Origin of the sequence: Pseudomonas koreensis, from assembly GCF_036668835.1 — a bacterium.
Taxonomy (GTDB): domain Bacteria; phylum Pseudomonadota; class Gammaproteobacteria; order Pseudomonadales; family Pseudomonadaceae; genus Aquipseudomonas; species Aquipseudomonas koreensis_I.
The window spans coordinates 558,532-583,136 of record NZ_JAZEVW010000004.1; the positions used below are offsets into that span (position 1 = coordinate 558,532).

A 24,605-nucleotide genomic window follows, 5' to 3' on the forward strand; every position below is an offset into this window, starting at 1 on the left:
TCCTGGAAACTCGCGACACAGATCATGGTTCGACATCGATTGATTGTCCACGGGAGCAACTAACTGAATCGGCATAAACACTATTCAAGAGACGTCTAAGTTATTGCGAAATAACTGTAAGCATATTCCGATTGGTTACGATTAAAAATCATAACGCCCAGTAACCCCAAGCGTACGCGGCGTGCCGAGCAGGCCTTCATAACCGCCATTGCCGCCGGTCCACAGGGTCGTGTAGTAGGTTTTGTCGAAGGCGTTTTTCAGCCACAACGAAACATCCCACTGGCCCTGATTGAAATCGCCACGCAGGCCTGTGGAAAAGTTGACCACGGCGTAGCTTGGGATCTGGCCGTAGTCGGAGTCTTCAACCGTGCCCACGGCTTTGGAGCGGAACGCATAGCTGCCAGTGACATAAGGTTCGAAGCCGTTGTCCAGATTCCATTTGTATTCGCCGTTGGCGTTGCCGATCCATTTCGATGCGCCGACCACTTGATGGCCGCTGAGGTCGCAAGAGGCCGGCGCACCCGGCGCCTGGCTGACTTCCGGCGGGCACGGCGCATCCTTGTAGGAGAGATAGCTGACGTCATTGTACGAGCCGTTGAAGTTCAGCGTCAGGCCACGCAGCGGCACCACGGTGCTTTCGAACTCGATGCCGCGCGAGCGCACGGAACCGGCGTTGGTCAGGTATTGCACGCGGTTGTCGGCGTCATAGGCGTTGGTCTGGTAGGCGTTGACCTGAGTCCAGAACACGTTGGCGTTGAGCTGCAAACGGTGATCCCACAAGGTGCTTTTGAAGCCAAGCTCGGCGTTGTTGGCGCGCTCAGTGCCGATCAGCAGCGAGTCGGCACCCGCGGTTGGCGCGGAGCCGACCGCAAGGTTGACCCCGCCGGACTTTTCGCCGTGGGACAATGTCGCGTAGCCCAGCACGTCATCGGTGATGCGATAGCTGAGATTAAGCAGCCCCGACGGGCTTGAGCTGTACTGATTCAAGTCTCCGGAATCGTAGGCGCCGGCGCGGCCGCGACGCGCATTGGCTGCCGCGCCGGCCACGGCCGTACCGCCAACCGGGGCATTGCGGTTGACCCAGGCATTTTTCTCTTCGTAGGTGCCACGCACCCCGGCGGTGAAATCCAGCCGCTCGGTCAGGTGCCAGGTGCCTTGGGCAAACAGAGCAAAGCTGTCGGTCTTGATGTGGCCCTTGCCAACGCTGGTGACATTGGCCAGCGCACCCGCCGGCGTGCCGTTCCAGATGTCCGCCTGCGGGCCGTAATAGGCGAAGGATTTGTTATCCAGATCAGAACCGAAATAGTAGGCACCGACCACGTAATCGAAGAATTCACCCTTGGGCGAGGCCAGGCGAAATTCCTGCGAATACTGTTTGTCTTCCACCGAAACCCCAGCGTTGTAACTGGCCGGCACGTTGAGGCCGTCGTCGTTGCGCGGGGTGAAATTCCAGAAGCGATACGAGCTGACCGAGGTCAGGGTGAAATCGCTTGGCAACGTCCAGTTGGCTTCTACCGAAGTGCCGCCCTGATGCACGGTGACGTGCTGATCGTTATCCAGATTAACCTTGCGATGTGTGCCGTTGACCAGCGTCGCGCCGGCCGCGCTGGCGCGGGATTGATAAAGGTTGACGCCGTTGATGGTCGGGCCGGTGTTGTACAGCACGCGAGTGCCGGCGCTGGAATCCTCTTCGTTGTAGTCACCGATCCAGCGCAGGTTGAAATTTTCGTTGGGCTTGAACAGCAGTTGCGCGCGAAAGCCCTCGCGCGAGCCGCCATTCAAGTCGTGGCCGTCGTATTCGTTCTTGATGTCGCCGTCGCTGCGTGTGCGATACGCGGAAAAACGCCCGGCCAGTTGATCATTCAGCGGCCCGGAAATTGTGCCCTTGGTCTGGAAATAACCGTCCTCGCCGACCGAGGTTTCGATGCTGCGCTCAGGGGTAAAGGTCGGCGCACGAGTGCTGATATTGATCACCCCGGCGGTGGTGTTTTTACCGAACAGCGTGCCTTGCGGCCCGCGCAAGACTTCGAGCTGTTCGATATCCATCAAGTCGAACACCGCCATCCCCGGGCGGCCCAGATAAACGTTGTCGATGTACAGGCCGACGCTGCCTTCCAGACCATCACTGGCCGGATTGTTGCCCAGACCGCGAATCGACACGCTGGACTGCCGCGCATGCATGTAGGCGACGTTGACGCTGGGCACCAGTTGCTGCAGATCCTGAATCCGATAGACCCGCTGAGTCTCCAGATTCTGTCCGCTGACCACACTCATTGGCGTCGGTACATCCTGCGAACTTTCCTCGCGTCGACGGGTAGTCACGGTCACGGTTTCCAACTGCGAACTGCTGGCCGAAGCTTGGCCCGGAGGAACAGGCGTCGGGGTTTCGGCTTCGGCGGCGTAGCCGTGAGTCCAGCTCGCGCTGCCGGCAAGAAACAGCGCAAGGGGCAGGCGTTTGAGCCGTCGGGGTGGTTGGGTTGAAACGTGGTTCAACGGGCTCATGGCGCGGCTCCTGGTCAAAAAACACACGGGCTTCATCAGCACTGCATATTCTTTTAGGTTATTTATTTATGGATTCACAAATATTTACTGCATAAGAGATTGCCTTTATAAGGAGTCGACCTAATGCATATCCAATGCATTTCCCGGATATTTTTTATGTGAAAAATGCATATCGATCTGCGCCAACTTCGTCACTTCATCGCCTTGGCTGAACAACGCAGCTTCGTTGCTGGCGCGCAGGCGGTGAACCTGTCGCAGTCGGCGTTCAGCCGCAGCATTCAAGCGCTGGAACACAGTGTCGGCTGTCAGTTGGTCGATCGCGGGCGCAAGGAATTGCCGCCGACCAAACAGGGCCAGGTCTTGCTCGAACATGCGCGGCGGCTGGTCAGTGGCGCACAGCAAATGGCCAACGAGATCAACCAGTTCAACGGGCTCGAAGCCGGGGAGTTACGTTTCGGTTGCGGGCCGGCGCCCGCGGCGGGGCTGATTCCGCGGGCGATCGGCGCGTTCATCGGGCGCTACCCGAAAGCGCGTGTGCAGTTTCAGGTGGATGACTGGCAGAGCCTGAGCAAGCGACTGTTGAATGAGGAGTTCGAATTCTTCGTCGCCGACACCCGGCAGTTCGAGGCGGACCCGGACTACCTGACCCATCGCCTGCGCGCGCGCAAATGGCATTTTTGCTGCCGGGTGGGGCATCCGCTGGCGGCGTTTGAACGGATCAGCGCCAAGCAACTGATGAGCTATCCACTGGCAGTGAGCATTCGTCCGCCAAACCTGCGCAAAGTCATCGTTGACCTTAGCGGTCGGCAGGATTTCACCCCGAGCGTCGAATGTGAGAACAGTTCGAGCCTGCTCAGCGTGGTGTTGCGCTCGGATGCGATCGGGATTGTCGGGGCCTATTCCGATGCGTTGCATCTGGCCAAGGGTGAACTGGTGTGTCTGAAAATCGAAGGCTTGGCTGATGATCTTGAGGAGCTGTATACCCGCTACGGAATTGTCAGCCGCGCCGGGTACCGGTTATCGCCGCTGGCGGAGGCGATGATTGAGCAGATCAAGGCGATTGATACGGTGGATGAAGAGGTGTGTTCGCTGGAGAATTTTGCAGTCTGATTTACCGCCATCGCTGGCAAGCCAGCGATGGCGTCAGTGCAGGCCGCGATGCATGCCCTGCATAAAACCCATTCCCCAAACGCACTTGCCGAACACCCTCGCCGACAGCGAAAACCCTCACCTGTCCCATTGACCGGTGAACCTCATGCCCACCCCGCCCAACCCCGTGCGCAACGTGCTGTACATCATGTGCGACCAACTGCGCCGCGATTACCTGTCCTGCTACGGCCATCCGCATCTGCACACGCCGAACATCGATCGCCTCGCTGCCGCCGGCGTACGGTTCAGCCGCGCTTACACCCAAGGCACGATCTGCGGTCCTTCGAGAATGTCGGCCTACACCGGGCGCTATGTCAGTAGCCATCAAGTAGCGTGGAACGCGGTGCCGTTGCCGCTGGATGAACTGACCATCGGCAATTACCTGCGCCCGCACGGCATTCGTACCGCTCTGGTCGGCAAGACTCACGCGACCGCAAACATCGACGCCTTGCAGCGCCTGGCAATCAACCCGGACAGCCAACAGGCCGAAATCCTCAACGAAGTCGGATTCGAACCGTTCATGCGTCATGACGGCATCTACCCCGACGATCCGCAGTTCGACGACAAACGGGAATCCGCCCCCTATACCCGTTACCTGCGCGAACAGGGTTTCGACGGCCGCAATCCTTGGCATGACTGGGCCAACGCTGCTGAAGGCGCGAACGGCGAAATCCTCAGTGGCTGGAAAATGCGTCATGCGAATTTGCCAGCACGAATTCCCGAGCAACACTCAGAGACTGTCTACACTACCAATCGAGCCATCGACTTCATCACCGAGCAAGGCGAGAAATCGTGGTGTTTACACCTCTCGTACATCAAACCGCACTGGCCTTACATCGTACCGGCGCCATACCATGACTTGTACAGTACGAAATCGATTCTCGAACCGATCCGCGCAGCACCCTCCGAAGCCAGCAAACACCCGGTATACAAGGCGTTTCGTCAACATGAGGAAAGCCTCAACTTATCCCGGGACTCAGTACGATTGACTGTAATCCCTACCTACATGGGCCTGATCAAGCAGGTGGATGACCAACTCGGAAAGCTGTTCGATTTTCTTCAGAGCAACGGCCGTTGGGACGACACGCTGATCGTGTTCACCAGCGATCACGGCGATTTTCTCGGAGATCACTGGCTGGGCGAGAAGGAGTTTTTGCTCGAGCAAGCGGTCGGCGTGCCGCTGATCGTGCGCGATCCGCGCGCGGCGGCGAATGTCACCCGCGGCACGGTTGATGAGCGACTCGTGGAAACCATCGATGCACTGCCGACATTTCTTGCTGCGCTGGGATTGCCGGGCGCTGAGCATCGTCTTGAAGGGCGCTCCTTGATTCCCCTTCTGCACGGGGAGAATTCCGATTGGCGCCGCTATGCAATCAGCGAATACGACTACGCCTTCCAGGCGCCGGCGCGCGAGCGTCTGGGCCAACTGATCGACCGCTGCCGCATGACCATGGTGCGCAGCGAGCGCTGGAAATACCTGGCGTACGACGGCTTCCGGCCACAATTGTTTGATCTGCTGAATGATCCGCACGAGCTGCGCGATCTGGGCGATGACCCGGCGTACGCGGCCGTGCGCGAGGAGCATGCGGGGTATTTGTTTGAATGGCTGCGCGGGTTGAAGCGGCGCACGACGATCAGCCATGAGGAGATCGATTTGCGCGGGCAACGGTTTCGTTATGGAGAGCCGGAGACCGAAAAGGTTGTTCAGATTGGGGTCTGGTAGCGGGAAGAGCCCCTCACCCTAACCCTCTCCCGGAGGGAGAGGGAACTGAATGGGGGATATTTCAGAGGTGCACCGACCTGATCCAGCTTCACCAATCCATAATCGATAAGGTCTTTCAGGTCGATGCATAACGCGAGACAACTCGGTCGGCTCCCTCTCCCTCTCGGAGAGGGCTGGGCGGGCGGCGTTCCGATGAGGGGCTGTTGATCTTCAGTCACGACCTTTGATGGTTTGACTGCGCTGCCCATTCGCGCCCACCGGCACTTCACCCTTGAGCGTCACCCGACGCACCACCCGATCCTGCGTGCCGTAATCATCGATCGCATAATGCTGCGTCGAGCGGTTGTCCCAGATCGCCACGTCACCGGCCTTCCAGCGCCAGCGCACGGTGTTTTCCTGGCGGATCACATGGCTTTGCAACAGCCCGAACAGATGCGCCGAGTCTGCCTGCGAATAACCCTTGATGCGTTTGACGAAATGCCCCAGCAGCAGGCTCTTTTCACCGCTGATCGGATGCACGCGGACGACCGGGTGCTCAGTCTCGTACACCGTCGAGGTGAAGACCTTGCGGTAGCGTTCAAGCTTCTCTGCCGAGACGTCCGGCTTGGCGCTGGCGTAATCGTATTCGTTGCTGTGCACGGCGATCAGTTTGTCGGCCAGTTCACGCAACTCGCTCGGCAGGCCGTTGTACGCCGTGGCGGTGTTGGCCCACAGCGTGTCGCCACCGAACGCCGGGGCCACCACCGAGCGCAGGATCGAGGCTTTCGGGTAAGCATCTACGAAGGTCACGTCAGTGTGCCAGGAGTTGGCGCGCTGACCTTCGGCGCCGTCCAGTTCGAGCAGATAACGGGTGCCTTCGCGCGACGGCACGGTCGGGTGCGCCACCGGTTCGCCGAGCAAATGCGCGAAGGCTTCCTGACGCTGATCGTCAAGCTGGGTCTGCTCGCGGAAGAACACCACCTTGTACTCGACCAGTGCCTGCTGGATGGCTTCGACCGTGGCGGCGTCCAGCTCACCGGACAGGTGCACGCCACGGATCTCGGCGCCGATACGACCGGCCACCGGGTGGATTTCCAGCGCGTGGACAGCGGGTTTTACAGCGAGTGCGGCATTGCTCATGGGTAGACCCTCATCGACTGCTTGCGGTTGGCGGCAGCGAAACAACGCTCTATCTATATGCTATTTACATCTAACAGATATTCGTATGCTTCGTTGACGGAATAAGAGCTTGCATTTAAAACCTCAGGCAACCCTCGCCGCAAATGCCTTCGAGCTATTTTTAGGATGCCGGAAAAGCATATGGATCTTCGCCAGTTGCGCTACTTCATCGCCCTTAACGAACACCGCAGTTTTGTCCGTGCGGCGGACGCCATGGGCATCACTCAACCGGCGTTCAGCCGTAGCATTCAGGGGCTGGAGCAGGAATTCGGCTGTGTGCTGGTGGACCGCGGCAACAAGGATCTGCGCCCCACTCCCGAAGGCCAGGTAGTGCTGCAGCACGCCCTGAGCCTGGTGCAGGGCGCGGCTCTGCTCAGCGCCGAAGTGACGCAAATGACCAAGCTCGATGCCGGTGAAGTGCACTTCGGTTGCGGCCCGGCGCCGGCGGTGAAACTGGTGCCGGATGCGGTGGCGCAATTCATCAATGCGCACCCGAAAGTGCGCACCTGTTTTCAGGTAGATAACTGGGAAAAGCTCAGCCGCGCGCTGAGCCGCGAGGAGATCGAATTTTTCATCGCCGACATTCGTCATTTCGAGTCCGACCCGAATTTTCAGACCCAGGCGCTGACCCCCAAACGCGGGGTATTTTTCTGCCGTCCGGGGCATCCGTTGCTAGCCAAGGAAAGCCTGTCGACCAACGACATGTTCGACTATCCGCTGGCGACCACGCTGATCCCGCCGGGGATTCGCAAACTGTTGGCGAACCTCAGCGGACGCACCGATTTTTCCCCGACCATCGAAACCGAGCATTTCCCGGCATTGGTCAAAGTGGTGCTGCAATCGAATGCGATCGGCGTGGGCACGGAGGAGGCGTTTGTCGAGGACATTGCCAAGGGTTCGCTGGTGCTGCTGCACTGGCGGAATTTGCCGCATAACCTGGAGAGCATGAACGCACGCTGCGGCATCGTCAGCCGCACCGGGTTTCGCCTGTCGCCGGCGGCAAGGGCGATGATCGAAACGCTGGTGGCGGTGGATAACCAACAGATAAGCGTCGCTGTTTGAGGACCTCTTCGCGAGCAGGCTCGCTCCCACCCTTCAAATGCATTTCCAGGTGGGAGCGAGCCTGCTCGCGAAAGCGTCCGATCAGCCGCTGAATAATCAGAGCCTGGCGGCAGAGAGTTCAGGCGCCACCCAATCGCTCACCTTGAACGGCTTGCGAATCAGCTTCTGCTGCGCCGCCAGGTCCACCGAATCCTGCAGTTTGCCGAGGAACACCGGGTCAAGCGTCGACTGGAACACTTCACTCAAATTCTGATCCTGCAGATCCTGGGTGAGGATCACCGGCGGGTAACTGGCCAGCCCCGACACCAGTTGCACGTAAGCGCCCTTGTTGCCTTCTTCGCTCAGCCACGCAAATGCTTGCTGCTGTGCCTTGAGCAGTTTCGCCACCACCTCGGGGTGCGCGTCGACAAACTTTGCCGTGCCCAGCAGCACGGCCTGCACACTCCCGGCCCCGCCCAGGTCCTTGGTATTGAGCGGCAACTCCGCCAGTCCTTTGGCTTGTAGCGCCGATAGCGCGGAGCTGCCCCATGAAGCATCGATCTGCCTGGCCGCCAACGCTGCGACCGCCGCGTTGAAGTCCAGATTGATGACCTTCAAATCCTTTTCGCTCAAGCCCTGACTGGCCAGCGCCGCGTCGAAGGAAAGCTGTGTCGCGGTGCCACGGAAGATCGCCACGCGTTTGCCTTTGAGATCCTGCAGGGTCTTGATCCCCGACCCCGGCACCACGCCAAGGTACTGCTTGACCCCGCGCGCCGTGGCGCTGAGCAGGCGGGTGTCCAGCCCGTTGGATTTGCCAATGATTGCCGCCAGATCGCCCAGATACGCCAGATCGACCTGACCGTTGGCGAACGCTTCATTGATCACCGGCCCTGCGCCTTTGAAAAAGCTCCACTGAATCTTGATGCCTTGTTCGGCAAAGGCCTTTTCGAAGATCTGCTGATCGCGCAGCACATCGACCACGCCGCCGCCACTGTGCTGGGTACCGGCGCTCAGGTCAGGCACGGCAATGCGGATTTCCTTCAGCTCTTCCGCGTGGGCGCTGAACGCCAGCAGGCCAGCCAGCGCGGGAACGGCAATCAGACTGAAAACTCGTTTGAAGGGAAGGTTCATGGATGCAGCTCCTTGATCACGACTGGGCGTTGAGGAGCCGAAAGTAGGCCGAAGCAGGACCTGCGCTTAAATACTATAAATGCACATTTTTATAACTTTAAGAGCTAAGCGAGCACGGCCAAGGCTTGCAGCGGTGTATGCATGGGCAGCATCGAAAATATTCTTCGAATGCATTGGATGCGCCTGTGCTGGAGGCCTTAAATGGTCTGGCTTATCTCCCAATAGCATTGACTCGTTATTTGTTAGATCAATTTTGCATACGGTCCGTCTGCATCCGACAACGGAGGTCAACCATGGCCCGACACTCCCAACTCAGCCTGCCGCTACCGGCGCCACCGCTCAAGCGTCAACCGATATGGCCTGGTCTCAACCAGCGTGTTTTGCCGTGGCTGCTGCCGCTCGCTCTGTTCGCGCTGTGGTGGCTGGCCGCACGCAACGCCTGGATGAGCGAGCAGATTTTACCGGCGCCTTCGCTGGTCTGGGACAGCGCCGTCGAGCTGGCGCAAGGCGAACTCTGGAGTCATCTGTGGATCAGTCTGCAACGCTTGATCTGGGGCCTGCTCGCAGGGATTTCCATGGGTGCCGCGCTAGGCGCTGCGCTGGGTTTCAGCCAACGGCTGGAGCGGTTGATTCTGCCGACATTTGCCGGACTGGCGCAGGTGCCGACACTGGCCTGGATTCCCTTGTTCATGGTGTTTTTCGGCATTGGCGAAGTGCTGAAACTGGTGGTGCTGATCAAAGCAATCGTAGTGCCGGTGACCTTGCACACGCTGGTCGGGGTGCGCGATGCGCAACCGAAACTGCGTGAAGCCGCAGAGGTCCTGCGCCTGCCGCCACACCTGTTGATCCGCCGCCTGGTTTTGCCCGCCGCCCTGCCCGCGTTCATGGCAGGTGTACGTCTGGCACTGGCCGCCGGGTGGACCTCGCTGCTGGCCGTCGAACTGCTGGCTTCCAGCGAAGGCATCGGCTACCTGATGGTCTGGGCGCGGCAGTTGTTCATGCTCGACATCGTGTCCGTGTGCATCGTGGTCATCGGTTTGATTGGCGTAGCCATGGACCGCGGTATCGGGCTGCTCGATCGCAAACTGGTGCATTGGCCGCATCCAGCGACTGCCGAAATTCGTCGAGGCCCGCGTTACGAAGGCTGGCAACGACTGCAACCGTGGCTGCTGCCGCTGAGCTTGCTGGCGCTGTGGCAATTGGCGACTGAGCAGCAATGGGTCGACAGCAATATTCTGGTCAGCCCACTGACGGTTGTGCTCACCGCATGGGAAGGTCTGCGCGACGGCACGCTGAGCAGCGGCCTGGCCCTGAGCCTCGGTCGCACAGTCGGCGGCTTGCTGCTCGGCGGCGGGCTCGGTTTCGCCGTCGGCTTGCTGCTGGGCCTGTCGCGCACCAGCGAACGCTTGCTCGGCCCGACGCTGGCGGCGATCCGGCAAATTGCGATTTTTGCCTGGGTGCCGCTGCTCACGGCGTGGTTCGGCCTCGGTGAATTGGCCAAGTGGGTATTCGTTGCCCTCGCCGCGTTCTTTCCATTGTTCATCGCCACGCAACGCAGCGTCGCCAACCTCTCGCCGCAACTCAACGAAGCCGCGCACGTGTTGCGCCTGAGCCTCGGCCAACGCCTGCGCCGCCTGGTGTTGCCCGGCGCTGCGCCGGGCATTTTCGCCGGCCTCAGGCTGAGCCTGATCTACGCCTGGCTCGGCACGATCGGCGCCGAATATTTCATGCCGTCCAACGGTGGCATCGGCAGCCAGATGATCGGCGCGCAGCAACTGCTGCGCATGGACCTGATCATGGCCGGCATGCTGCTGGTCGGCCTTACCGGCGCCCTGCTCAACCTGATCGGCCAACGCCTGGAAATTCGCGCGACCCGCTGGAGACACGCATGAACGCACCGATTGTCAGCTTCACCCACGTAGGCAAATCTTTCGACGTTGATGGCTTCGAACTGGAGGCGATTCGTGAATTCAATCTGGACATTGCCGAGGGCGAATTCGTCGCCATCGTCGGTTCCAGCGGCTGCGGAAAATCGACCTTGCTGCGCTTGCTGGTTGGACTCGACACGCAGTTTCGCGGGCAGATCAGCGTGGACGGCCAGCCCGTGGAGGGCATCGGCCGCGAACGCGGCATCGTCTTTCAGGAGCACCGTTTGTTTCCCTGGTTGAGCGTCGCCGACAACATCGGTCTGGGCCTGGTCAACGAGCCGCTGAGCGCCGCTCAGAAGCAACAGCGGATCAACGACTTCATCGATCTGGTCGGCCTGCGCGACTTCACCCGCGCCTATCCGCACCAGTTGTCCGGCGGCATGGCGCAGCGTGTGGCGATCGCCCGCGGACTCGTTGCCAGCCCACGGATTCTGCTGCTCGACGAACCCTTCGGCGCCCTCGACGCACTGACCCGCCAGCAGATGCAGGACGAACTGCTGGCGATCCGCGAACGCGCAAAAATCACCACGATTCTGGTCACCCATGACGTCGAAGAAGCGATCTTCCTCGCTGACCGCGTGGTGGTGATGGAGCCGCGTCCGGGGCGGATCAAGCAAGTGGTCGACGTTGCCCTGGCGCATCCGCGCCAGCGCAGCAGTTTCGATTTTCATCAGTTGCGTGAAGAGCTGCTGCACGAACTGACCCGTAATGACCATTACCAAGCGAGCGTACCGGTGCAGATCCGCGATCTGCCGCTGACGTTCATTGCCTGCTGAACAGGAGTTTTGCAATGCCGCAACGTCCCAACTTTCTGGTGATTCTGGCCGACGATCTAGGCTTTTCCGACATCGGTGCGTTCGGCGGCGAAATCGCCACACCGAACCTCGACGCGCTGGCCCAAAACGGTTTGCGCCTGACCGACTTTCACACCGCACCGACCTGCTCGCCGACCCGCTCGATGCTGCTCACCGGCACCGACCACCATATCGCCGGCATCGGCACGATGGCCGAAGCCCTGACGCCCGAACTGATCGGCAAACCGGGTTACGAAGGCTATCTCAACGACCGCGTGGTGGCGTTGCCGGAGTTGCTGCGCGAGGCCGGTTATCAAACATTGATGAGCGGCAAATGGCACCTCGGCTTGACGGCCGAACTGGCGCCGCATGCGCGCGGTTTCGAGCGCTCGTTTTCGCTGTTGCCGGGCGCGGCCAACCACTATGGTTTCGAGCCGACCTACGATGAGCAAACGCCGGGCCTGCTGAAATCCACCCCGGCGCTGTACATCGAAGACGATCGATTCATCGACGAACTGCCCAAGGATTTCTATTCCTCCGATGCCTTTGGCGACAAGCTGCTGCAGTACCTCAAGGAGCGCGACCAGACCCGACCGTTCTTCGCTTATCTGCCATTCTCCGCCCCGCACTGGCCGCTGCAAGCGCCTGCCGAAATCGTCGAGAAATACCGCGGCCGCTACGACGCCGGCCCCGACGTGCTGCGCCTCGAACGCCTGGAAAAACTCAAGGTCCTCGGCCTGATCGAAGCGGACGTCGAGCCGCATCCGTTGATTCAGCTCAGCGCGCAGTGGGAGGCGTTGAGCGAGGAGCAGAAGCAGATTTCCGCGCGGGCCATGGAGGTCTACGCGGCGATGGTCGAGCGCATGGACTGGAACATCGGCCGCGTCGTCGATTACCTGCGCCAGCAGGGCCAGCTCGACAATACGTTCATTCTGTTCATGTCCGACAACGGTGCCGAAGGCGCGCTGTTGGAAGCGTTCCCCAAGTTCGGCCCGGAACTGATGACTTATCTGAACCAGCATTACGACAACAGCCTCGACAACATTGGCCGCGCCAACTCCTACGTCTGGTACGGGCCGAACTGGGCACAGGTGGCGACCGCGCCGTCGCGGTTGTTCAAGGCCTTCACCACCGAGGGCGGCATTCGTGTGCCGGCGTTGCTGCACTATCCACAACTGGCGCTCAAAGGGCAGATCAGCCACGGCTTCGGCACGGTGATGGACATCACTCCGACGATTCTTGATCTGGCTGGCGTGCGTCACCCGGGCAAACAGTGGAAAGGCAAAGCGATAGCGTCGTTGCGCGGCAAATCGTGGCTGGGCTTTTTGTCCGGCGAGACCGCGCAGGTGCATGACGAGCACACGGTCACGGGTTGGGAACTGTTCGGACGCCGGGCGATTCGGCAAGGGTCGTGGAAAGCGGTCTGGATTCCTGGGCCGGTGGGGCCAGCGACGTGGCAGCTCTATGATTTGAGCAGTGATCCGGGGGAGATCCACGATCTGGCGTTGAGTCAGCCGGGCAAGCTCGCTGAGTTGATCGGGCATTGGCAGCGGTATGTGGAGGAGACCGGGGTGATCTTGAGTGCTTCGCCGTTTCAGCCCGATTGAAACAAGATCAAAAGCCCCTTACCCCAGCCCTCTCCCAGAGGGAGAGGGGGAAAGGGAGCAGATTTTCAAGCTTTTCAAACCTGAGTTCGGCTCGGGGTTTCAGGTCGATGTAACACGCACAAACACCTCGGTCAGTCCCCTCTCCCTTTGGGAGAGGGCTAGGGTGAGGGAAATCTGTCAGGCCTGCACCGCCTCCCCGGACGCCGCACTTTCTTCCCGGCGCACAAACCGGTTCGCCCGCCCAAACGTACCGAAATCATTGAACCGCACCCCCATCTCGCGCATCACCTTGTGCGCCACCGGCACGGTCATCTGGCGGATGTAAAACGGCTCCTTGACCACGAAATGATGGATCCCGTGGCTGCTGCCGAAGTTGAAGCAGAACGCCTGCAACGGCCACAGCCACCACGGGTTCAGCACCTGACATTGCTGCAGCACATTGCCCGGCTCGACGTCGCCGTAGTAATGCATATTCGAACTGATGAAGTGCAGGCAAAACGTGCGCAGCACATTCGGGCCGATGATCACCACCACGGCAATATCGATGACCTGCATCACCGCCAACGTGCTCGCCGACCATTCGATCGGCGCCCCCAGCAGAGCGGCAACGCCGTTCGCTGCGTGGAAACCGAGAAACACATACCACGCGCCCCAGTGCAGCAGCGCCAACGGCGCGTAGACCTTGAACACCCGCTTGAGTATGCCGAGCTTGTGCGCCCAGGTCCTGGCCCGCAGCAGGCGGATAAAGGCCGACATCATGTTGTCGCCCACCATCAACAACCGCGCAAAACCCCAAGGCTCACCGTTGGTGATTGCACGCTCTTCCATGTCGGCTTCGGTGCCGGAAACCTTGTGGTGATTGAGGTGCAACTGGCGCCGAATCCACGGGTTGATCGTACTCGGCCGCGCCAGCCACACCAGGCCCATCATCAGGTTGTGCGGCACGCGCTGCTTGCGGAAATACATGCTGTGGATCAGGTCGTGTTCCAGCTCATGAGTCAGCGAGGCAAAAAACGCGTTCAGCAACAGGCACGCCCACCACGCCATGTGACCACTGATATACAAGGCAGCCGAGCCGATCATGCCGACCAAAGCAAACGCCAGAATCCCTGCGCCCAAGGCGTCCTGATGCTGAAGAATCGGGTAGCGCTCGCGCAGCTCCACACCTTTGGCCAGCACCACCTCGCGAATATGCGCTGAGCGCTGCGCCGCATTGAGCCGCTGGGGGCTTGCAGAAGTACCGTCCATGCTTCCATCCTCGGGTCTAAGATGTGTGAATCGTGCCTTGCCGGGGCGCCAATCGCGCTAGCCAAGAACGCCAACCTGTTGACCGGACGCGCCAATCAGCATGAAGGAACCGACCTCCCTCGCCAGCTGGACCCGTGCCTTGCGCAAGCAACTCGATGCGCTGGGGCTGGACAGCATCGCCCTGTGCCAACAGGCCGGCCTTGACCCGAGCCTGATGGACGATCCCAATGCGCGCTATCCGTTGTCCGGCACCACACGGCTGTGGGCGCTCGCCGTTGAGGCCAGCGGCGATCCGGCGCTGGGCTTGCGCGTGTCGCGCTTCGTCAGCCCGACCACTTTCCACGCCCTCGGCTATGCATTGGTCGCCAGCGGCAGCTTGCGCGAGGTGTTCGAACGTATCGTGCGCTATCACCCGGTGGTCAGCGATGCGCTGGAACTGCAGCTGAGCCGCAGTGACGATCGCTATCAATTCCGTTTGAAAGTCCCTGTGGGCAATCCGGCGCCGGCCTTCGAAGCCATCGATGCCTTCACGGCGATCTACGTGCGCACCTGCCGCAATCGCCTCGGCCGCGATTACGCGCCGCTGGCGGTTTATCTGCGCCGCCCTGAACCGACCGATGCCCATCAATGGCACAAAGTCTTTCGCGCACCGGTGCATTTCGGCTGCGTCGAAGATCGCCTGGAGTTCGCCCTCGCCGACTTCGACAGCCACCTCGACGACGCTAACCCGGAACTGGCCGAACACAACGAAGCGGTACTCAAGCGCACCCTGGCCCAGCTGCAACCGCTGACCTGGGAGCGCAAGGTCCGCGACGCCATCGAAGAACAATTGCCCGAAGGCGAACCCAGCGCCGAGCGCATCGCCCAGGCCTTGCACCTGAGCTTGCGCAGCCTGCAACGGCATCTGGCCGATGAAGGCTGCCGCTTCGACACCCTGCTCAACGAAAGCCGCGAAAACCTCGCGCTGCTGCACCTGCGCGATCCGCAGTGTTCGTTGAGCGAGGTGAGTTATCTGCTCGGCTTCGCCGACACCAGCAGCTTCAGCCGCGCCTTCAAGCGCTGGACCGGGATGACGCCGGGGCAGTTTCGTGATGGCTTGCGTTGAGTTACAACCAGCACAAGCTATGAGTCAGTGGAAGGACTCAAGTGTGGAAATTTTCCTTCTTGAGCATATCGAGAGTGGGACGGGCTGGTCGACGAACCGCGTCTAGTACATAGCCGAAGCCATTCAAGATTACCTCTACCTTACGCAGACCAATGTCAGAGACCGTGTTGTTCTCGATGCCGGAGATGGTCGCGCGACTCATACCGTACTTCAGAGCGAGGGCTTGCTGAGACAGCCCATTCGCTTTTCGGAGAGTTCTAATTAATTTGCCTATGTTTTCCATCTGAGCCGCCTGCATTATTTACGATGCATTTTTTTATTTTCAGCCGATATGCATTCTATTGAATGCATTTTCTTGCGAAAAAATGACCATCATCCTCTTTTCAAATGATCAATGTCGCACCAAAAAACCCAACTCAAACACAGTGCCCGCCGCATCACTCCTCACCCCCACCTGCCCCCCATGCAACTGCATGATCGACTGCACGATCGCCAACCCCAACCCACCCGAATCCCCCGGTTCCGCCCGCGACGGATCAACGCGGTAGAAGCGGTCGAACAGTTTGCCTAGATGCTCGGGCGCGATAATGGGGCCGTGGTTGTGTACTTGCAGCCAGGCCTGGCCTGGCTCGTCGCGGCGGCGCAGGCTGATAACGGTGCCGGGGTTGGCATGGCGCACGGCGTTGGCCAGCAGGTTGCCAAGCGCCCGTTGCAGCAACTGTTGATCGGCGAGCAGTTCGCCGTGCAGTTGGTTGTCCAGGCGCAGGTCGCGATCGTCCGCCAGGGCTTCGAAGTAATCACACAGCTCATCGCCAACGCTGCGTAAATCCAGCTTTTGCAGGTTCAATGCGCGCTCGGCCTGTTCGGCGCGGGCGAGGAACATCAGGTTCTCGGCCATGCGCTTGAGTCGTTCGAACTCTTCCATGTTCGAGGCCAGCACTTCCTGATATTCCGCGGTGCTACGGGGATGATTCAGCGCCTGGCCATTGCTCGCCAGCAAGGTGTGCAACGGCGTGCGGATTTCGTGGGCGAGGTCGGCGGAGAATTGCGACAGGCGCTGCACGCTGTCATCCAGCCGCGCGAGCATGCCGTTGAGCGCCTGCACCGGTTCGCGCAGTTCTGTCGGTGTGCCCTCGGCAGGTAAGCGTTGATCAAGGCTACGCAGATCGATGCCGCGCACCGCTGCGCTCAACTGGCGCAACGGTCGCAGGCCGCGGCGCAACAGCAACAGGCCAAGCGCAAAAGCGAGCAACGCGCCGAGGCCGACGGAGAGATACAGGCGCAAGCGGTAACTGGAAAGCATCTGCTCACGCTCGCTCAGCACCTTGCCGGCGATTACGGTAAGGGATTCACCGTTCGGGCCCTGCGCCTGACCGGACAACAGCGCCACTTCGGCACCGTCAGCGGCCTGCCACGTCAGCACGTCGCGACGTTGTGGCATCTGCTCGCGAGCAATCGCCTCCAAGCGTGGCAACTCGCGCTGACGCGGGTTGATCGCGATCACGCTGGAGCCGTCCGCGCGGCGCACCAGCAGCAGGCTGTCGAGATTGCCGAGCATGTTCTGGTACAGCCGCGGCCGCGCTTGCAGGGCATCAAGGCTGTCACTGTCGGCGAGCAACGCGCGCACCTGTTCGAGGCGACCGAGCAGGGCCATATCGTCACGGAAGGCCAGCTCCGAGGCCAGCGAACGATAGAGGAACACGCCAATCGCGCTCAGCACCAAGGCACAGACGATGGCGAAGGCCATCGCCAGACGCCAGGCGATCGACTTACTCCACATCGTCGGGCGCTTCCAGCTGATAACCGACACCGCGCACGGTGTGGATAAGTTTTGGCATATACGGATCATCAACCTTCGAGCGCAGACGGCGCACCGCCACTTCGACCATGTTGGTGTCACTGTCGAAATTCAGATTCCACACCTGCGAGGCGATCAGCGTGCGCGACAACACTTCGCCCTGGCGGCTGGCGAGCAATTGCAGCAGAGCGAATTCCTTGTTGGTCAGGGCGATGCGCTGGCCACCACGACTGACGCGGCGGCGCAGCACATCGATCTCCAGATCGGCGATCTGGTAAGACTCGGCCTCGCGCATCGGCCCGCGGCGCAGCAAGGTGCGCACCCGCGCGAGCAGTTCGGCGAAGGCGAAGGGTTTGAGCAGGTAATCGTCGGCACCCAGTTCGAGGCCGCGTACGCGGTCTTCAATGGCGTCCTTGGCCGTGAGAAACAACACGGGAGTGGCGCCGCGCTGGCGGATCAGTTGCAGCAATTGCCAGCCGTTGAGACCAGGCAGCATTACGTCGAGGATGATCAGGTCATATTCCTGCTGCTCGATAAAGTAGCGGCCATCGAGGCCATTGAGCGCCACGTCCACGGCAAAACCCGACTCGCCCAGACCCTTGGCGAGGAAATTCGCGGTTTTGGCTTCGTCTTCTACAACCAGCAAACGCATGGCACACCTCGTTCATTAAGGCACACAGGCTAGGCGCCTTCGGCGGCGTTGCCCATTACAAACTTGTAATCCAACTGACGAGGTTCTGACGAGGACCGGCCGTTAAGGTGACGACCTTCGCTTCTGGAGCTTGTCCATGACCGTCAAATACCTCGTTGCAAGCCTGATGATCGGCCTGAGTGGCGCCGCTGTCGCCAGCCCGGAATTGCCGCGTCACGCCGACCTCGATCTGAAAACCGCCCGCTGGCTCGCCGACAAGGCGATGAGCACCTGTACCGGCACGGTGTCGGTGCTCGACCGTGGCGGCAATCTGCTGGTGACCCTGCGCGGCGATGGCATCGGCCCGCACAACACCGCCGCCAGCCAGCGCAAGGCCTACACCGCGCTGTCGACCAAGACGCCGACGCGACTGTTCGCCGAGCGTGCCCGCAGCAACCCGGAAACCGCCAACCTCAACACCCTCGATGAACTGCTGTTGCTGGGCGGCGGCATCCCGTTGTTCGCCGGCAGCGAACTGGTCGGCGCCATGGGCGTAGCCGGTTCCGGCGGCGGCGAGCAGGACGAAAACTGTGCCCTCGCGGCCGCCGACAAGGCTGGCCTGAGCATCACCCCTTCCCACTAAGGAGAACCACCATGACCACCCTGCGCATGACCCTCGCCGCCCTTGGCCTGAGCGCTGTTTCGAGCCTGGCGCTGGCCGCCGGCAACCCGTTGAGCGTACACGTGCTCAACCTGGAAAACGGCCTGCCCTCGCCGGGCATCAACGTCTCGCTGGAAAAGCATGTCGGCACGGACTGGCAGCCGCTGGCGCAAGGCACCACCAACGAACAGGGGCGAATCGCCGAATTGTTTCCGGCAAGGCAGCCCTTTGAAGCGGGTGAATACCGCGTGGTGTTCAAGACCGGCGAGTACTACAAGAAGATCAAGCACGACACGTTCTTCCCGGAAATCCCGGTGATCTTCCAAGTGAAGCAGACCGACCAGCATTACCACATCCCGCTGCTGCTCAGCCCGTATGGTTTCTCGACCTATCGCGGTTCCTGAAAACAGCACAGAACCCTGTGGGAGCGAGCCTGCTCGCGAAGGCGTCAGGTCAGTCAACATTTCTGTTGAATGATTCACCGCATTCGCGAGCAAGCTCGCTCCCACACGGATAATTGGTGTTATTCAGAGTGTGGCCAAGGCACGCAATCGCGCGACATCGAGGATTTCGATCTCGCCGTATGCCAGACCAATGACCCCCTGCCCCTGCAGATCCTTGAGGATCTGGTTGGTGGTCTGCCGCGACAGCGACAGCATCGCGGCCAATTGCTCCTGCGGCAGTTGCAGCACTCGGCGCGGTGCGTCGAGTTCGCCGTAGCCTTCGGCAATCATCAGCAAACGATGGGCCAGCCGCGCGGGGGCCGGCAGCAGGCTCAGCTGTTCGAGACTGATGAATGCCAGACGTAACTTGTGGCTCATCAGCAGCGCCAGATGCCGCCAATATACGGGTTGCTCGTCGAGCAATTTCAACAATGCCGCCTGCGGAATGTTCAGCAAAGTGCAGGCCCCGACTGCATAAGCATCATGGGTGCGTGGCTGACCATCGAACAGGCAGATTTCGCCAAACCAGTGCGGCACCTCGACCAGACTCAACAACGCCTCTTTGCCCTGCTCGCTCACCGCGCCAATGCGCACGGCGCCATCGAGCACCGCGTACAAGCCGCACGGTGCGTCACCGCGCTGAAACAGGCGCTGTCCCGCCGTCAGCCGCCGCTCACGGCTCGCCGCCAGCAGACTATCCTGAAAGGATGCCGGCAGATGACTGAACCAGTGCCCGGTCAGCAGCCGTGAACGTATGTGCATAAAACCCTCCTGGATTGTCGCCTGCCCGACAGAGCGAACCCTGTTGTCGAGGGATGATGCGACTAATCCCACTGGAGGAACAACAATGAAAAGCCTCGTCGACCATCTCAGCCAATACGCCGCCTACCACCGCGACCCGCGCAACATCGCCAGCCACTTTGTCGGCATTCCGCTGATCGTCGTCGCGGTGGCGGTGTTGTTGTCGCGCCCCGAATGGTCGCTGGGCGGCTTGTGGATCTCGCCCGCCGTTCTGCTGGCGCTGGCCTCGGCGTGGTTTTATCTGCGCCTGGAACTGAAGCTCGGCGTACTGATGACGGTGCTGATGGGGCTGTCGGTCTGGGCCGGGCATGTACTGGCGCAGCAGAGCACGATGGTCTGGCTGAGCAGCGGCTTGGGGATGTTCGTGATTGGCTGGGTGATCCAGTTTGTCGGGCATCACTATGAAGGGCGCAAACCGGCGTTTGTCGATGATGTGTCGGGGCTGATTGTCGGCCCGTTGTTTGTGGTGGCCGAGCTGGCGTTCATGCTCGGGATGCGGCATGAACTGAAAGCGCAGATCGAGGCGCGGTCCGGAGGGGTGCGGGTCAATCCGAATCGTGCGGCTGTCTGAATCGCTTTCGCGAGCAGGCTCGCTCCCACAGGGGACTTGTGGCGATCACAGATCCAGTGTGGGAGCGAGCCTGCTCGCGAAGCTTTTGACTTTAAAGGTTGGCGACTTTCTGCCAGACCTTCGGTTTGAAGAACAGGGTTTCACCCTTGGCCAGGCCGATCAGGCTGTCGTGATCCTTCACCACTTCGGCCTCGATCAGATCGCTCTGCCCCTCAACCTTCAACGTCACCCGCGTGGTCGCGCCCAACGGCCGGATATCGCGGACTTCAGCGGCATGGTGATCCTCCAGCTCATGTCTGGACAACGACACCTCATGCGGGCGGAACAGCACGTGGTTGTCGTCGCTGAGCAGCAAACGATTCGAATCGCCGAGGAAGTGATAAACAAAATCACTGGCCGGATTTTCGTAGACGTCGCCCGGTGAGCCAATCTGCTCGATCACGCCCTTGTTCATCACCACGATACGGTCCGCGACTTCCATCGCCTCTTCCTGATCGTGAGTCACGAATACCGAGGTCAGGTTGATGTCTTCGTGCAAGCGCGCCAGCCAGCGGCGCAGCTCTTTGCGCACCTTGGCGTCGAGGGCGCCGAACGGCTCGTCCAGCAGCAGCACTTTCGGCTCCACCGCCAACGCACGGGCGAGCGCGATGCGTTGGCGCTGACCACCGGACAGTTGCTCCGGGTAGCGATCCGACAACCAGTCCAGTTGCACCATGTTCAGCAGTTCGTGAACCTTGGTCGCGATCTGGCTTTCGCTCGGGCGCTGGTTTTTCGGTTTCATGCGCAGGCCGAACGCGACGTTGTCGAATACCGTCATGTGCCGGAACAGAGCGTAATGCTGGAACACGAAACCGACGTTGCGATCACGCACGTCGTGGCCGGAGACGTCTTCACCGTGGAAAACGATGTTGCCCTGATCCGGGGTTTCCAGACCGGCAATGATCCGCAGCAGAGTGGTTTTGCCGCAGCCCGACGGGCCCAGCAGCGCGACCAGTTCTCCGCTCTGGATGTCCAGGCTGATGTTGTCCAGCGCCTTGAACGCGTTGAAATTCTTGCTGACGTTACGCACTTCGATCGACATGAATTATTCCTCCGCGGCGCTGGCGCGCAGGCGGTTGATACGGTTTTCGCTCCACTGCTTGAGCAGCAGGATGAAGAGCGCCAGGATCAGCAACAGGCTCGCCACGGCGAACGCGGCCACGTGGTTGTATTCGTTGTAGAGGATCTCGACGTGCAGCGGCAAGGTGTTGGTCACCCCGCGAATGTGTCCGGACACCACCGACACCGCACCGAACTCACCCATGGCGCGCGCGGTACACAGCACCACGCCATAGATCAGGCCCCATTTGATGTTGGGCACGGTGACATGCCAGAACATCTGCCAGCCATTGGCGCCGAGCAGACGCGCGGCCTCCTCTTCCTGGGTACCTTGTTCCTGCATCAGCGGAATCAGCTCGCGAGCCACGAATGGCACCGTGACGAAAATCGTCGCCAGCACAATCCCCGGCAGGGCGAAGACGATCTGGATATCGTGATCCTGCAGCCACGGCCCGAACAGGCCCTGCGCGCCGAACATCAGCACGTAGACCAGACCGGCGATCACTGGCGACACGGAAAACGGCAGGTCGATCAGCGTCACCAGCATGCTCTTGCCGCGGAACGAGTATTTGCTCACGCACCACGCGGCGCTGACGCCGAACACCAGGTTCAGCGGCACCGAAATCAGCACCGCGAACACCGTAAGTTTCAGCGCCGACAGCGCATCCGGCTCGAAGATCGCCGTGAAGAACGCACCGAGGCCGTTCTTCAAACCCTGCGAGACGACGATGAACAACGGCAGCAGCAGAAACAGGAAAAAGATCAGCCAGCCAAGACCGATCAGGACTCTGCGTGAAGTGGCACTGCCACGCCGCGCAGCGTTGGCCGCCGAGGCGGCCGCAATAGACGATTGGGACATGTGCGCGCCTCCTTATGGGGTTTCGATGCGCCGCTGCAGCAAGTTGATCAGCAGCAACAGGACAAAGGAAACCACCAGCATCAACACGCCGATGGCCGTGGCGCCGGTGTAATCGTACTGGTCGAGCTTGACCATGATCAGCAGCGGCAGGATCTCGGTTTTCATCGGCATGTTGCCGGCGATGAAGATCACCGAACCGTACTCGCCAACGCCACGGGCAAACGCCAGGGCAAAACCGGTCAGCCATGCAGGCAGCAGCGCCGGTACGAGGATATGGCGAAACACCTGGATCGGCTTGGCCCCGAGGCACGCGGCGGCTTCTTCGACTTCGCGAGGAATGTCGGCCAGCACCGGTTGCACTGTGCGCACCACGAACGGCAGAGTCACAAAGGTCAGCGCCAGGGTGATACCCAGCGGCGTGTAGGCGATCTTGAAACCCAGATCGGTGGCGAACTGCCCGACCAGTCCGGTCGGGGCATACAGCGCGGTCAGCGCGATACCGGCCACGGCCGTGGGCAGCGCGAACGGCAGATCGATCATCGCGTCGATCACCTTGCGCCCGGGGAAGGTGTAGCGCACCAGCACCCAGGCCAGCAACGTGCCGATAATGCCGTTGATGATCGCCGCGCACAGCGCCGTGCCAAAGCTCAGCTTCAACGCCGCCAGCACCCGCGGTGCGGAAATGATCGCCCAGAACTGCTCCCAGGTCAGCTGAGCGGCGTGGACGAACATCGCCGCCAGCGGGATAAGCACAATCAGACTGAGGTACACCAAGGTGTAGCCCAGCGTCAGCCCGAAGCCGGGTATGACGGGGGAGATACGACGCGACATAAAAGTCCCTGGTTAAAAACGCATCAATGTGGGAGCGAGCCTGCTCGCGAAGGGGCAGTATCAGCCAACATCCCTGCCGCCTGAAATACCGCCTTCGCGAGCAGGCTCGCTCCCACATGTCATGTGCCCAGACATCAGGCCGGTTTAGATGAGATTACTGCGCCTGATAAATCTGGTCGAACACGCCGCCATCGTTGAAGAATTTTGGCTGCGCGGATTTCCAGCCACCGAAGTCCTTGTCGATGGTCACCAGCTCCAGTTTCGGGAACTGCTGGGCGTATTTCGCGGCCACGTCCTTGTCACGCGGACGGTAGAAGTTCTTCGCCGCGATCTCCTGACCGGCCGGGCTGTACAGGTGCTTCAGATAGGCTTCGGCGATCTGCTCGTTGCCTTTCTTCTCGGCGTTCTTGTCGACCACGGCCACGGGCGGCTCGGCGAGGATCGACAGCGAAGGCACGATGATGTCGAACTTGTCGGCGCCACCGTCTTCTTTCAGTGCCAGGAACGCTTCGTTTTCCCACGCCAGCAGCACATCACCCTGACCGTTGTTGACGAACGTGATGGTCGAACCGCGTGCGCCAGTGTCGAGAATCGGCACGTGCTTGAACAGGGTCTGTACGTATTCCTTGGCCTTGGCTTCGTCACCGCCGTTGGCTTTCAGGCCGTAGGCCCAGGCTGCGAGGAAGTTCCAGCGCGCACCGCCGGAGGTTTTCGGGTTGGGCGTGATCACCGAGACGTCGTTCTTGACCAGATCGCCCCAGTCCTTGATGCCTTTCGGGTTGCCCTTGCGCACCAGGAAGACGATGGTCGAGGTGTACGGCGTGCTCGCTTCCGGCAGACGCTTCTGCCAATCGGCAGGCAGGCTCTTGCCGAGCTTGGCCACTTCGTCGATGTCGCCGGCCAGGGCCAGGGTTACGACGTCGGCGCGCAGACCGTCGATCACCGCACGCGCCTGTTTGCCCGAGCCACCATGGGATTGCTGGATTTTCACGGTGTCGCCGGCGTGATCTTTCTGCCAGAACTTGATGAATTCGGCGTTGTAGTCCTGATACAGCTCGCGAGTCGGGTCATACGAGACGTTGAGCAGTTCGTAATCCTTGGCAACCGCGGAACCGGCAAACACGGCACTGGCCAGCGCGGCCAAAGCGTAACGGCGAATCGACGACATGGTGAAAGCTCCTGGAGTTCTCGGTGGTGGCTTTGTTCTTATGGACTGCGTAATCGGCTGCCGGTTAAAGATCGCCGCCTGCGCCAGCTCTTGTCTGAAGCTCCCCGCAGGAGCTGACGCAGGCTGCAATCTTTCAGCCCGGTTGCTTGCCGGGTTGCTGCAAGCGGAATTTCTCTTTGCGTTCGATCTGCACGACCTGGGCGTTGTGCACAGTGATTTCCACCGCGCCAAAACGCAGATCGCGCAGGGCGCTCTGGATTTCCCGCAAGATCGTGCTTTCGTCCTGACCGTCAACGCTGCGAAGGGATGCGCTCATGGTGCTGCTCCTTTGAAGGGGATATGCCTGGCAGTGGGCGGC

23 protein-coding genes are annotated in these 24,605 nt (G+C 60.6%); 10 read left to right on the forward strand and 13 right to left on the reverse strand.

Annotated features, from left to right (window positions below; translation table 11 throughout):
* Nucleotides 1-141: 141 nt before the first annotated feature.
* Nucleotides 142-2,502 carry a TonB-dependent receptor gene (locus tag V6F91_RS15235; RefSeq protein ID WP_332765758.1) on the reverse strand — a complete coding sequence of 787 codons (2,361 nt, stop codon included), beginning with the start codon at nucleotides 2,500-2,502 and terminating at the stop codon, nucleotides 142-144.
* A gap of 165 nt (nucleotides 2,503-2,667) precedes the next feature.
* Here V6F91_RS15235 and V6F91_RS15240 point away from each other — a divergent pair, with 165 nt between their 5' ends.
* Together V6F91_RS15240 and V6F91_RS15245 are read left to right on the forward strand one after the other, a co-directional pair.
* Nucleotides 2,668-3,612, forward strand: a complete 945-nt coding sequence (locus V6F91_RS15240; RefSeq protein WP_332765760.1) for a LysR family transcriptional regulator — start codon at nucleotides 2,668-2,670, stop codon at nucleotides 3,610-3,612.
* 145 nt (nucleotides 3,613-3,757) lie between these two features.
* Nucleotides 3,758-5,374 carry an alkaline phosphatase family protein gene (locus V6F91_RS15245; protein ID WP_332765762.1) on the forward strand — a complete coding sequence of 539 codons (1,617 nt, stop codon included), beginning with the start codon at nucleotides 3,758-3,760 and terminating at the stop codon, nucleotides 5,372-5,374.
* A 210-nt stretch (nucleotides 5,375-5,584) separates the two neighbouring features.
* Here the strand turns inward: V6F91_RS15245 and V6F91_RS15250 are convergent, their stop codons facing one another.
* Nucleotides 5,585-6,493, reverse strand: a complete 909-nt coding sequence (locus V6F91_RS15250; protein WP_332765764.1) for a TauD/TfdA family dioxygenase — start codon at nucleotides 6,491-6,493, stop codon at nucleotides 5,585-5,587.
* Between the two features lie 180 nt (nucleotides 6,494-6,673).
* Between V6F91_RS15250 and V6F91_RS15255 the strand changes: the two genes are divergently transcribed.
* Complete coding sequence (locus V6F91_RS15255) at nucleotides 6,674-7,594, forward strand: LysR family transcriptional regulator (RefSeq protein WP_332765766.1); 921 nt, start codon at nucleotides 6,674-6,676, stop codon at nucleotides 7,592-7,594.
* A 96-nt stretch (nucleotides 7,595-7,690) separates the two neighbouring features.
* Here the strand turns inward: V6F91_RS15255 and V6F91_RS15260 are convergent, their stop codons facing one another.
* Nucleotides 7,691-8,704, reverse strand: coding sequence for an ABC transporter substrate-binding protein (locus V6F91_RS15260; RefSeq protein WP_332765768.1), 1,014 nt, complete (start codon nucleotides 8,702-8,704; stop codon nucleotides 7,691-7,693).
* Between the two features lie 293 nt (nucleotides 8,705-8,997).
* On the opposite strand from V6F91_RS15260, the gene V6F91_RS15265 reads away from it, so the two are divergent.
* Genes V6F91_RS15265 through V6F91_RS15275 form a run of 3 tightly spaced genes read left to right on the forward strand, consistent with a single transcriptional unit; the run spans nucleotide 8,998 to nucleotide 13,033 of the window.
* Nucleotides 8,998-10,596 (forward strand): ABC transporter permease, encoded by a 1,599-nt coding sequence (locus V6F91_RS15265; RefSeq protein WP_332765770.1) that lies wholly within the window; start codon nucleotides 8,998-9,000, stop codon nucleotides 10,594-10,596.
* Nucleotides 10,593-11,408: an ABC transporter ATP-binding protein gene (locus V6F91_RS15270; RefSeq protein ID WP_332765772.1), complete on the forward strand. Its 816-nt coding sequence runs from the start codon at nucleotides 10,593-10,595 to the stop codon at nucleotides 11,406-11,408. Before V6F91_RS15265 ends, V6F91_RS15270 begins: the two co-directional genes overlap by 4 nt.
* A gap of 14 nt (nucleotides 11,409-11,422) precedes the next feature.
* Nucleotides 11,423-13,033, forward strand: coding sequence for an arylsulfatase (locus V6F91_RS15275; protein ID WP_332765774.1), 1,611 nt, complete (start codon nucleotides 11,423-11,425; stop codon nucleotides 13,031-13,033).
* Nucleotides 13,034-13,210: 177 nt separating this feature from the next.
* Here V6F91_RS15275 and V6F91_RS15280 read toward each other — a convergent pair whose 3' ends face one another.
* Nucleotides 13,211-14,281: a fatty acid desaturase gene (locus tag V6F91_RS15280; RefSeq protein WP_332765776.1), complete on the reverse strand. Its 1,071-nt coding sequence runs from the start codon at nucleotides 14,279-14,281 to the stop codon at nucleotides 13,211-13,213.
* A 100-nt stretch (nucleotides 14,282-14,381) separates the two neighbouring features.
* Here V6F91_RS15280 and V6F91_RS15285 point away from each other — a divergent pair, with 100 nt between their 5' ends.
* Nucleotides 14,382-15,386 carry an AraC family transcriptional regulator gene (locus tag V6F91_RS15285; RefSeq protein ID WP_332765778.1) on the forward strand — a complete coding sequence of 335 codons (1,005 nt, stop codon included), beginning with the start codon at nucleotides 14,382-14,384 and terminating at the stop codon, nucleotides 15,384-15,386.
* A 37-nt stretch (nucleotides 15,387-15,423) separates the two neighbouring features.
* Here V6F91_RS15285 and V6F91_RS15290 read toward each other — a convergent pair whose 3' ends face one another.
* The 3 genes from V6F91_RS15290 to V6F91_RS15300 form a co-directional block, all read right to left on the reverse strand.
* Nucleotides 15,424-15,669 (reverse strand): helix-turn-helix domain-containing protein, encoded by a 246-nt coding sequence (locus V6F91_RS15290; RefSeq protein ID WP_186632139.1) that lies wholly within the window; start codon nucleotides 15,667-15,669, stop codon nucleotides 15,424-15,426.
* A 108-nt stretch (nucleotides 15,670-15,777) separates the two neighbouring features.
* Entirely contained in the window at nucleotides 15,778-17,166 is a 1,389-nt protein-coding gene (locus tag V6F91_RS15295) for a heavy metal sensor histidine kinase (RefSeq protein ID WP_332765783.1), read from the reverse strand.
* Nucleotides 17,156-17,836: a heavy metal response regulator transcription factor gene (locus V6F91_RS15300; protein ID WP_090288178.1), complete on the reverse strand. Its 681-nt coding sequence runs from the start codon at nucleotides 17,834-17,836 to the stop codon at nucleotides 17,156-17,158. The genes V6F91_RS15295 and V6F91_RS15300 overlap by 11 nt, the downstream gene beginning before the upstream one ends.
* A gap of 136 nt (nucleotides 17,837-17,972) precedes the next feature.
* On the opposite strand from V6F91_RS15300, the gene V6F91_RS15305 reads away from it, so the two are divergent.
* Nucleotides 17,973-18,458: a heme-binding protein gene (locus V6F91_RS15305; RefSeq protein WP_332765786.1), complete on the forward strand. Its 486-nt coding sequence runs from the start codon at nucleotides 17,973-17,975 to the stop codon at nucleotides 18,456-18,458.
* 11 nt (nucleotides 18,459-18,469) lie between these two features.
* On the forward strand, nucleotides 18,470-18,880 hold the full coding sequence (gene uraH, locus V6F91_RS15310; protein WP_332765788.1) for a hydroxyisourate hydrolase: 411 nt from the start codon (nucleotides 18,470-18,472) through the stop codon (nucleotides 18,878-18,880).
* Between the two features lie 123 nt (nucleotides 18,881-19,003).
* Here uraH and V6F91_RS15320 read toward each other — a convergent pair whose 3' ends face one another.
* The gene (locus V6F91_RS15320; RefSeq protein WP_332765790.1) at nucleotides 19,004-19,681 is read right to left on the reverse strand and encodes a Crp/Fnr family transcriptional regulator; all 678 of its coding nucleotides are present in this window, start codon (nucleotides 19,679-19,681) and stop codon (nucleotides 19,004-19,006) included.
* Between the two features lie 85 nt (nucleotides 19,682-19,766).
* On the opposite strand from V6F91_RS15320, the gene V6F91_RS15325 reads away from it, so the two are divergent.
* Entirely contained in the window at nucleotides 19,767-20,291 is a 525-nt protein-coding gene (locus V6F91_RS15325; RefSeq protein WP_332765792.1) for a DUF962 domain-containing protein, read from the forward strand.
* A gap of 91 nt (nucleotides 20,292-20,382) precedes the next feature.
* On the opposite strand, the gene V6F91_RS15330 is transcribed toward V6F91_RS15325, so the two are convergent.
* From V6F91_RS15330 to oscA, 5 genes are all read right to left on the reverse strand, one after another.
* The gene (locus V6F91_RS15330) at nucleotides 20,383-21,372 is read right to left on the reverse strand and encodes a sulfate ABC transporter ATP-binding protein (RefSeq protein ID WP_332765794.1); all 990 of its coding nucleotides are present in this window, start codon (nucleotides 21,370-21,372) and stop codon (nucleotides 20,383-20,385) included.
* A gap of 3 nt (nucleotides 21,373-21,375) precedes the next feature.
* Nucleotides 21,376-22,248: a sulfate ABC transporter permease subunit CysW gene (gene cysW / locus V6F91_RS15335; protein ID WP_090288166.1), complete on the reverse strand. Its 873-nt coding sequence runs from the start codon at nucleotides 22,246-22,248 to the stop codon at nucleotides 21,376-21,378.
* A gap of 12 nt (nucleotides 22,249-22,260) precedes the next feature.
* Nucleotides 22,261-23,079, reverse strand: a complete 819-nt coding sequence (cysT, locus tag V6F91_RS15340; RefSeq protein WP_090288164.1) for a sulfate ABC transporter permease subunit CysT — start codon at nucleotides 23,077-23,079, stop codon at nucleotides 22,261-22,263.
* A 154-nt stretch (nucleotides 23,080-23,233) separates the two neighbouring features.
* Nucleotides 23,234-24,247 (reverse strand): sulfate ABC transporter substrate-binding protein, encoded by a 1,014-nt coding sequence (locus V6F91_RS15345; protein ID WP_332765798.1) that lies wholly within the window; start codon nucleotides 24,245-24,247, stop codon nucleotides 23,234-23,236.
* 133 nt (nucleotides 24,248-24,380) lie between these two features.
* Nucleotides 24,381-24,563, reverse strand: coding sequence for a sulfur starvation response protein OscA (oscA, locus tag V6F91_RS15350; RefSeq protein ID WP_007917682.1), 183 nt, complete (start codon nucleotides 24,561-24,563; stop codon nucleotides 24,381-24,383).
* Between the last annotated feature and the right edge of the window lie 42 nt (nucleotides 24,564-24,605).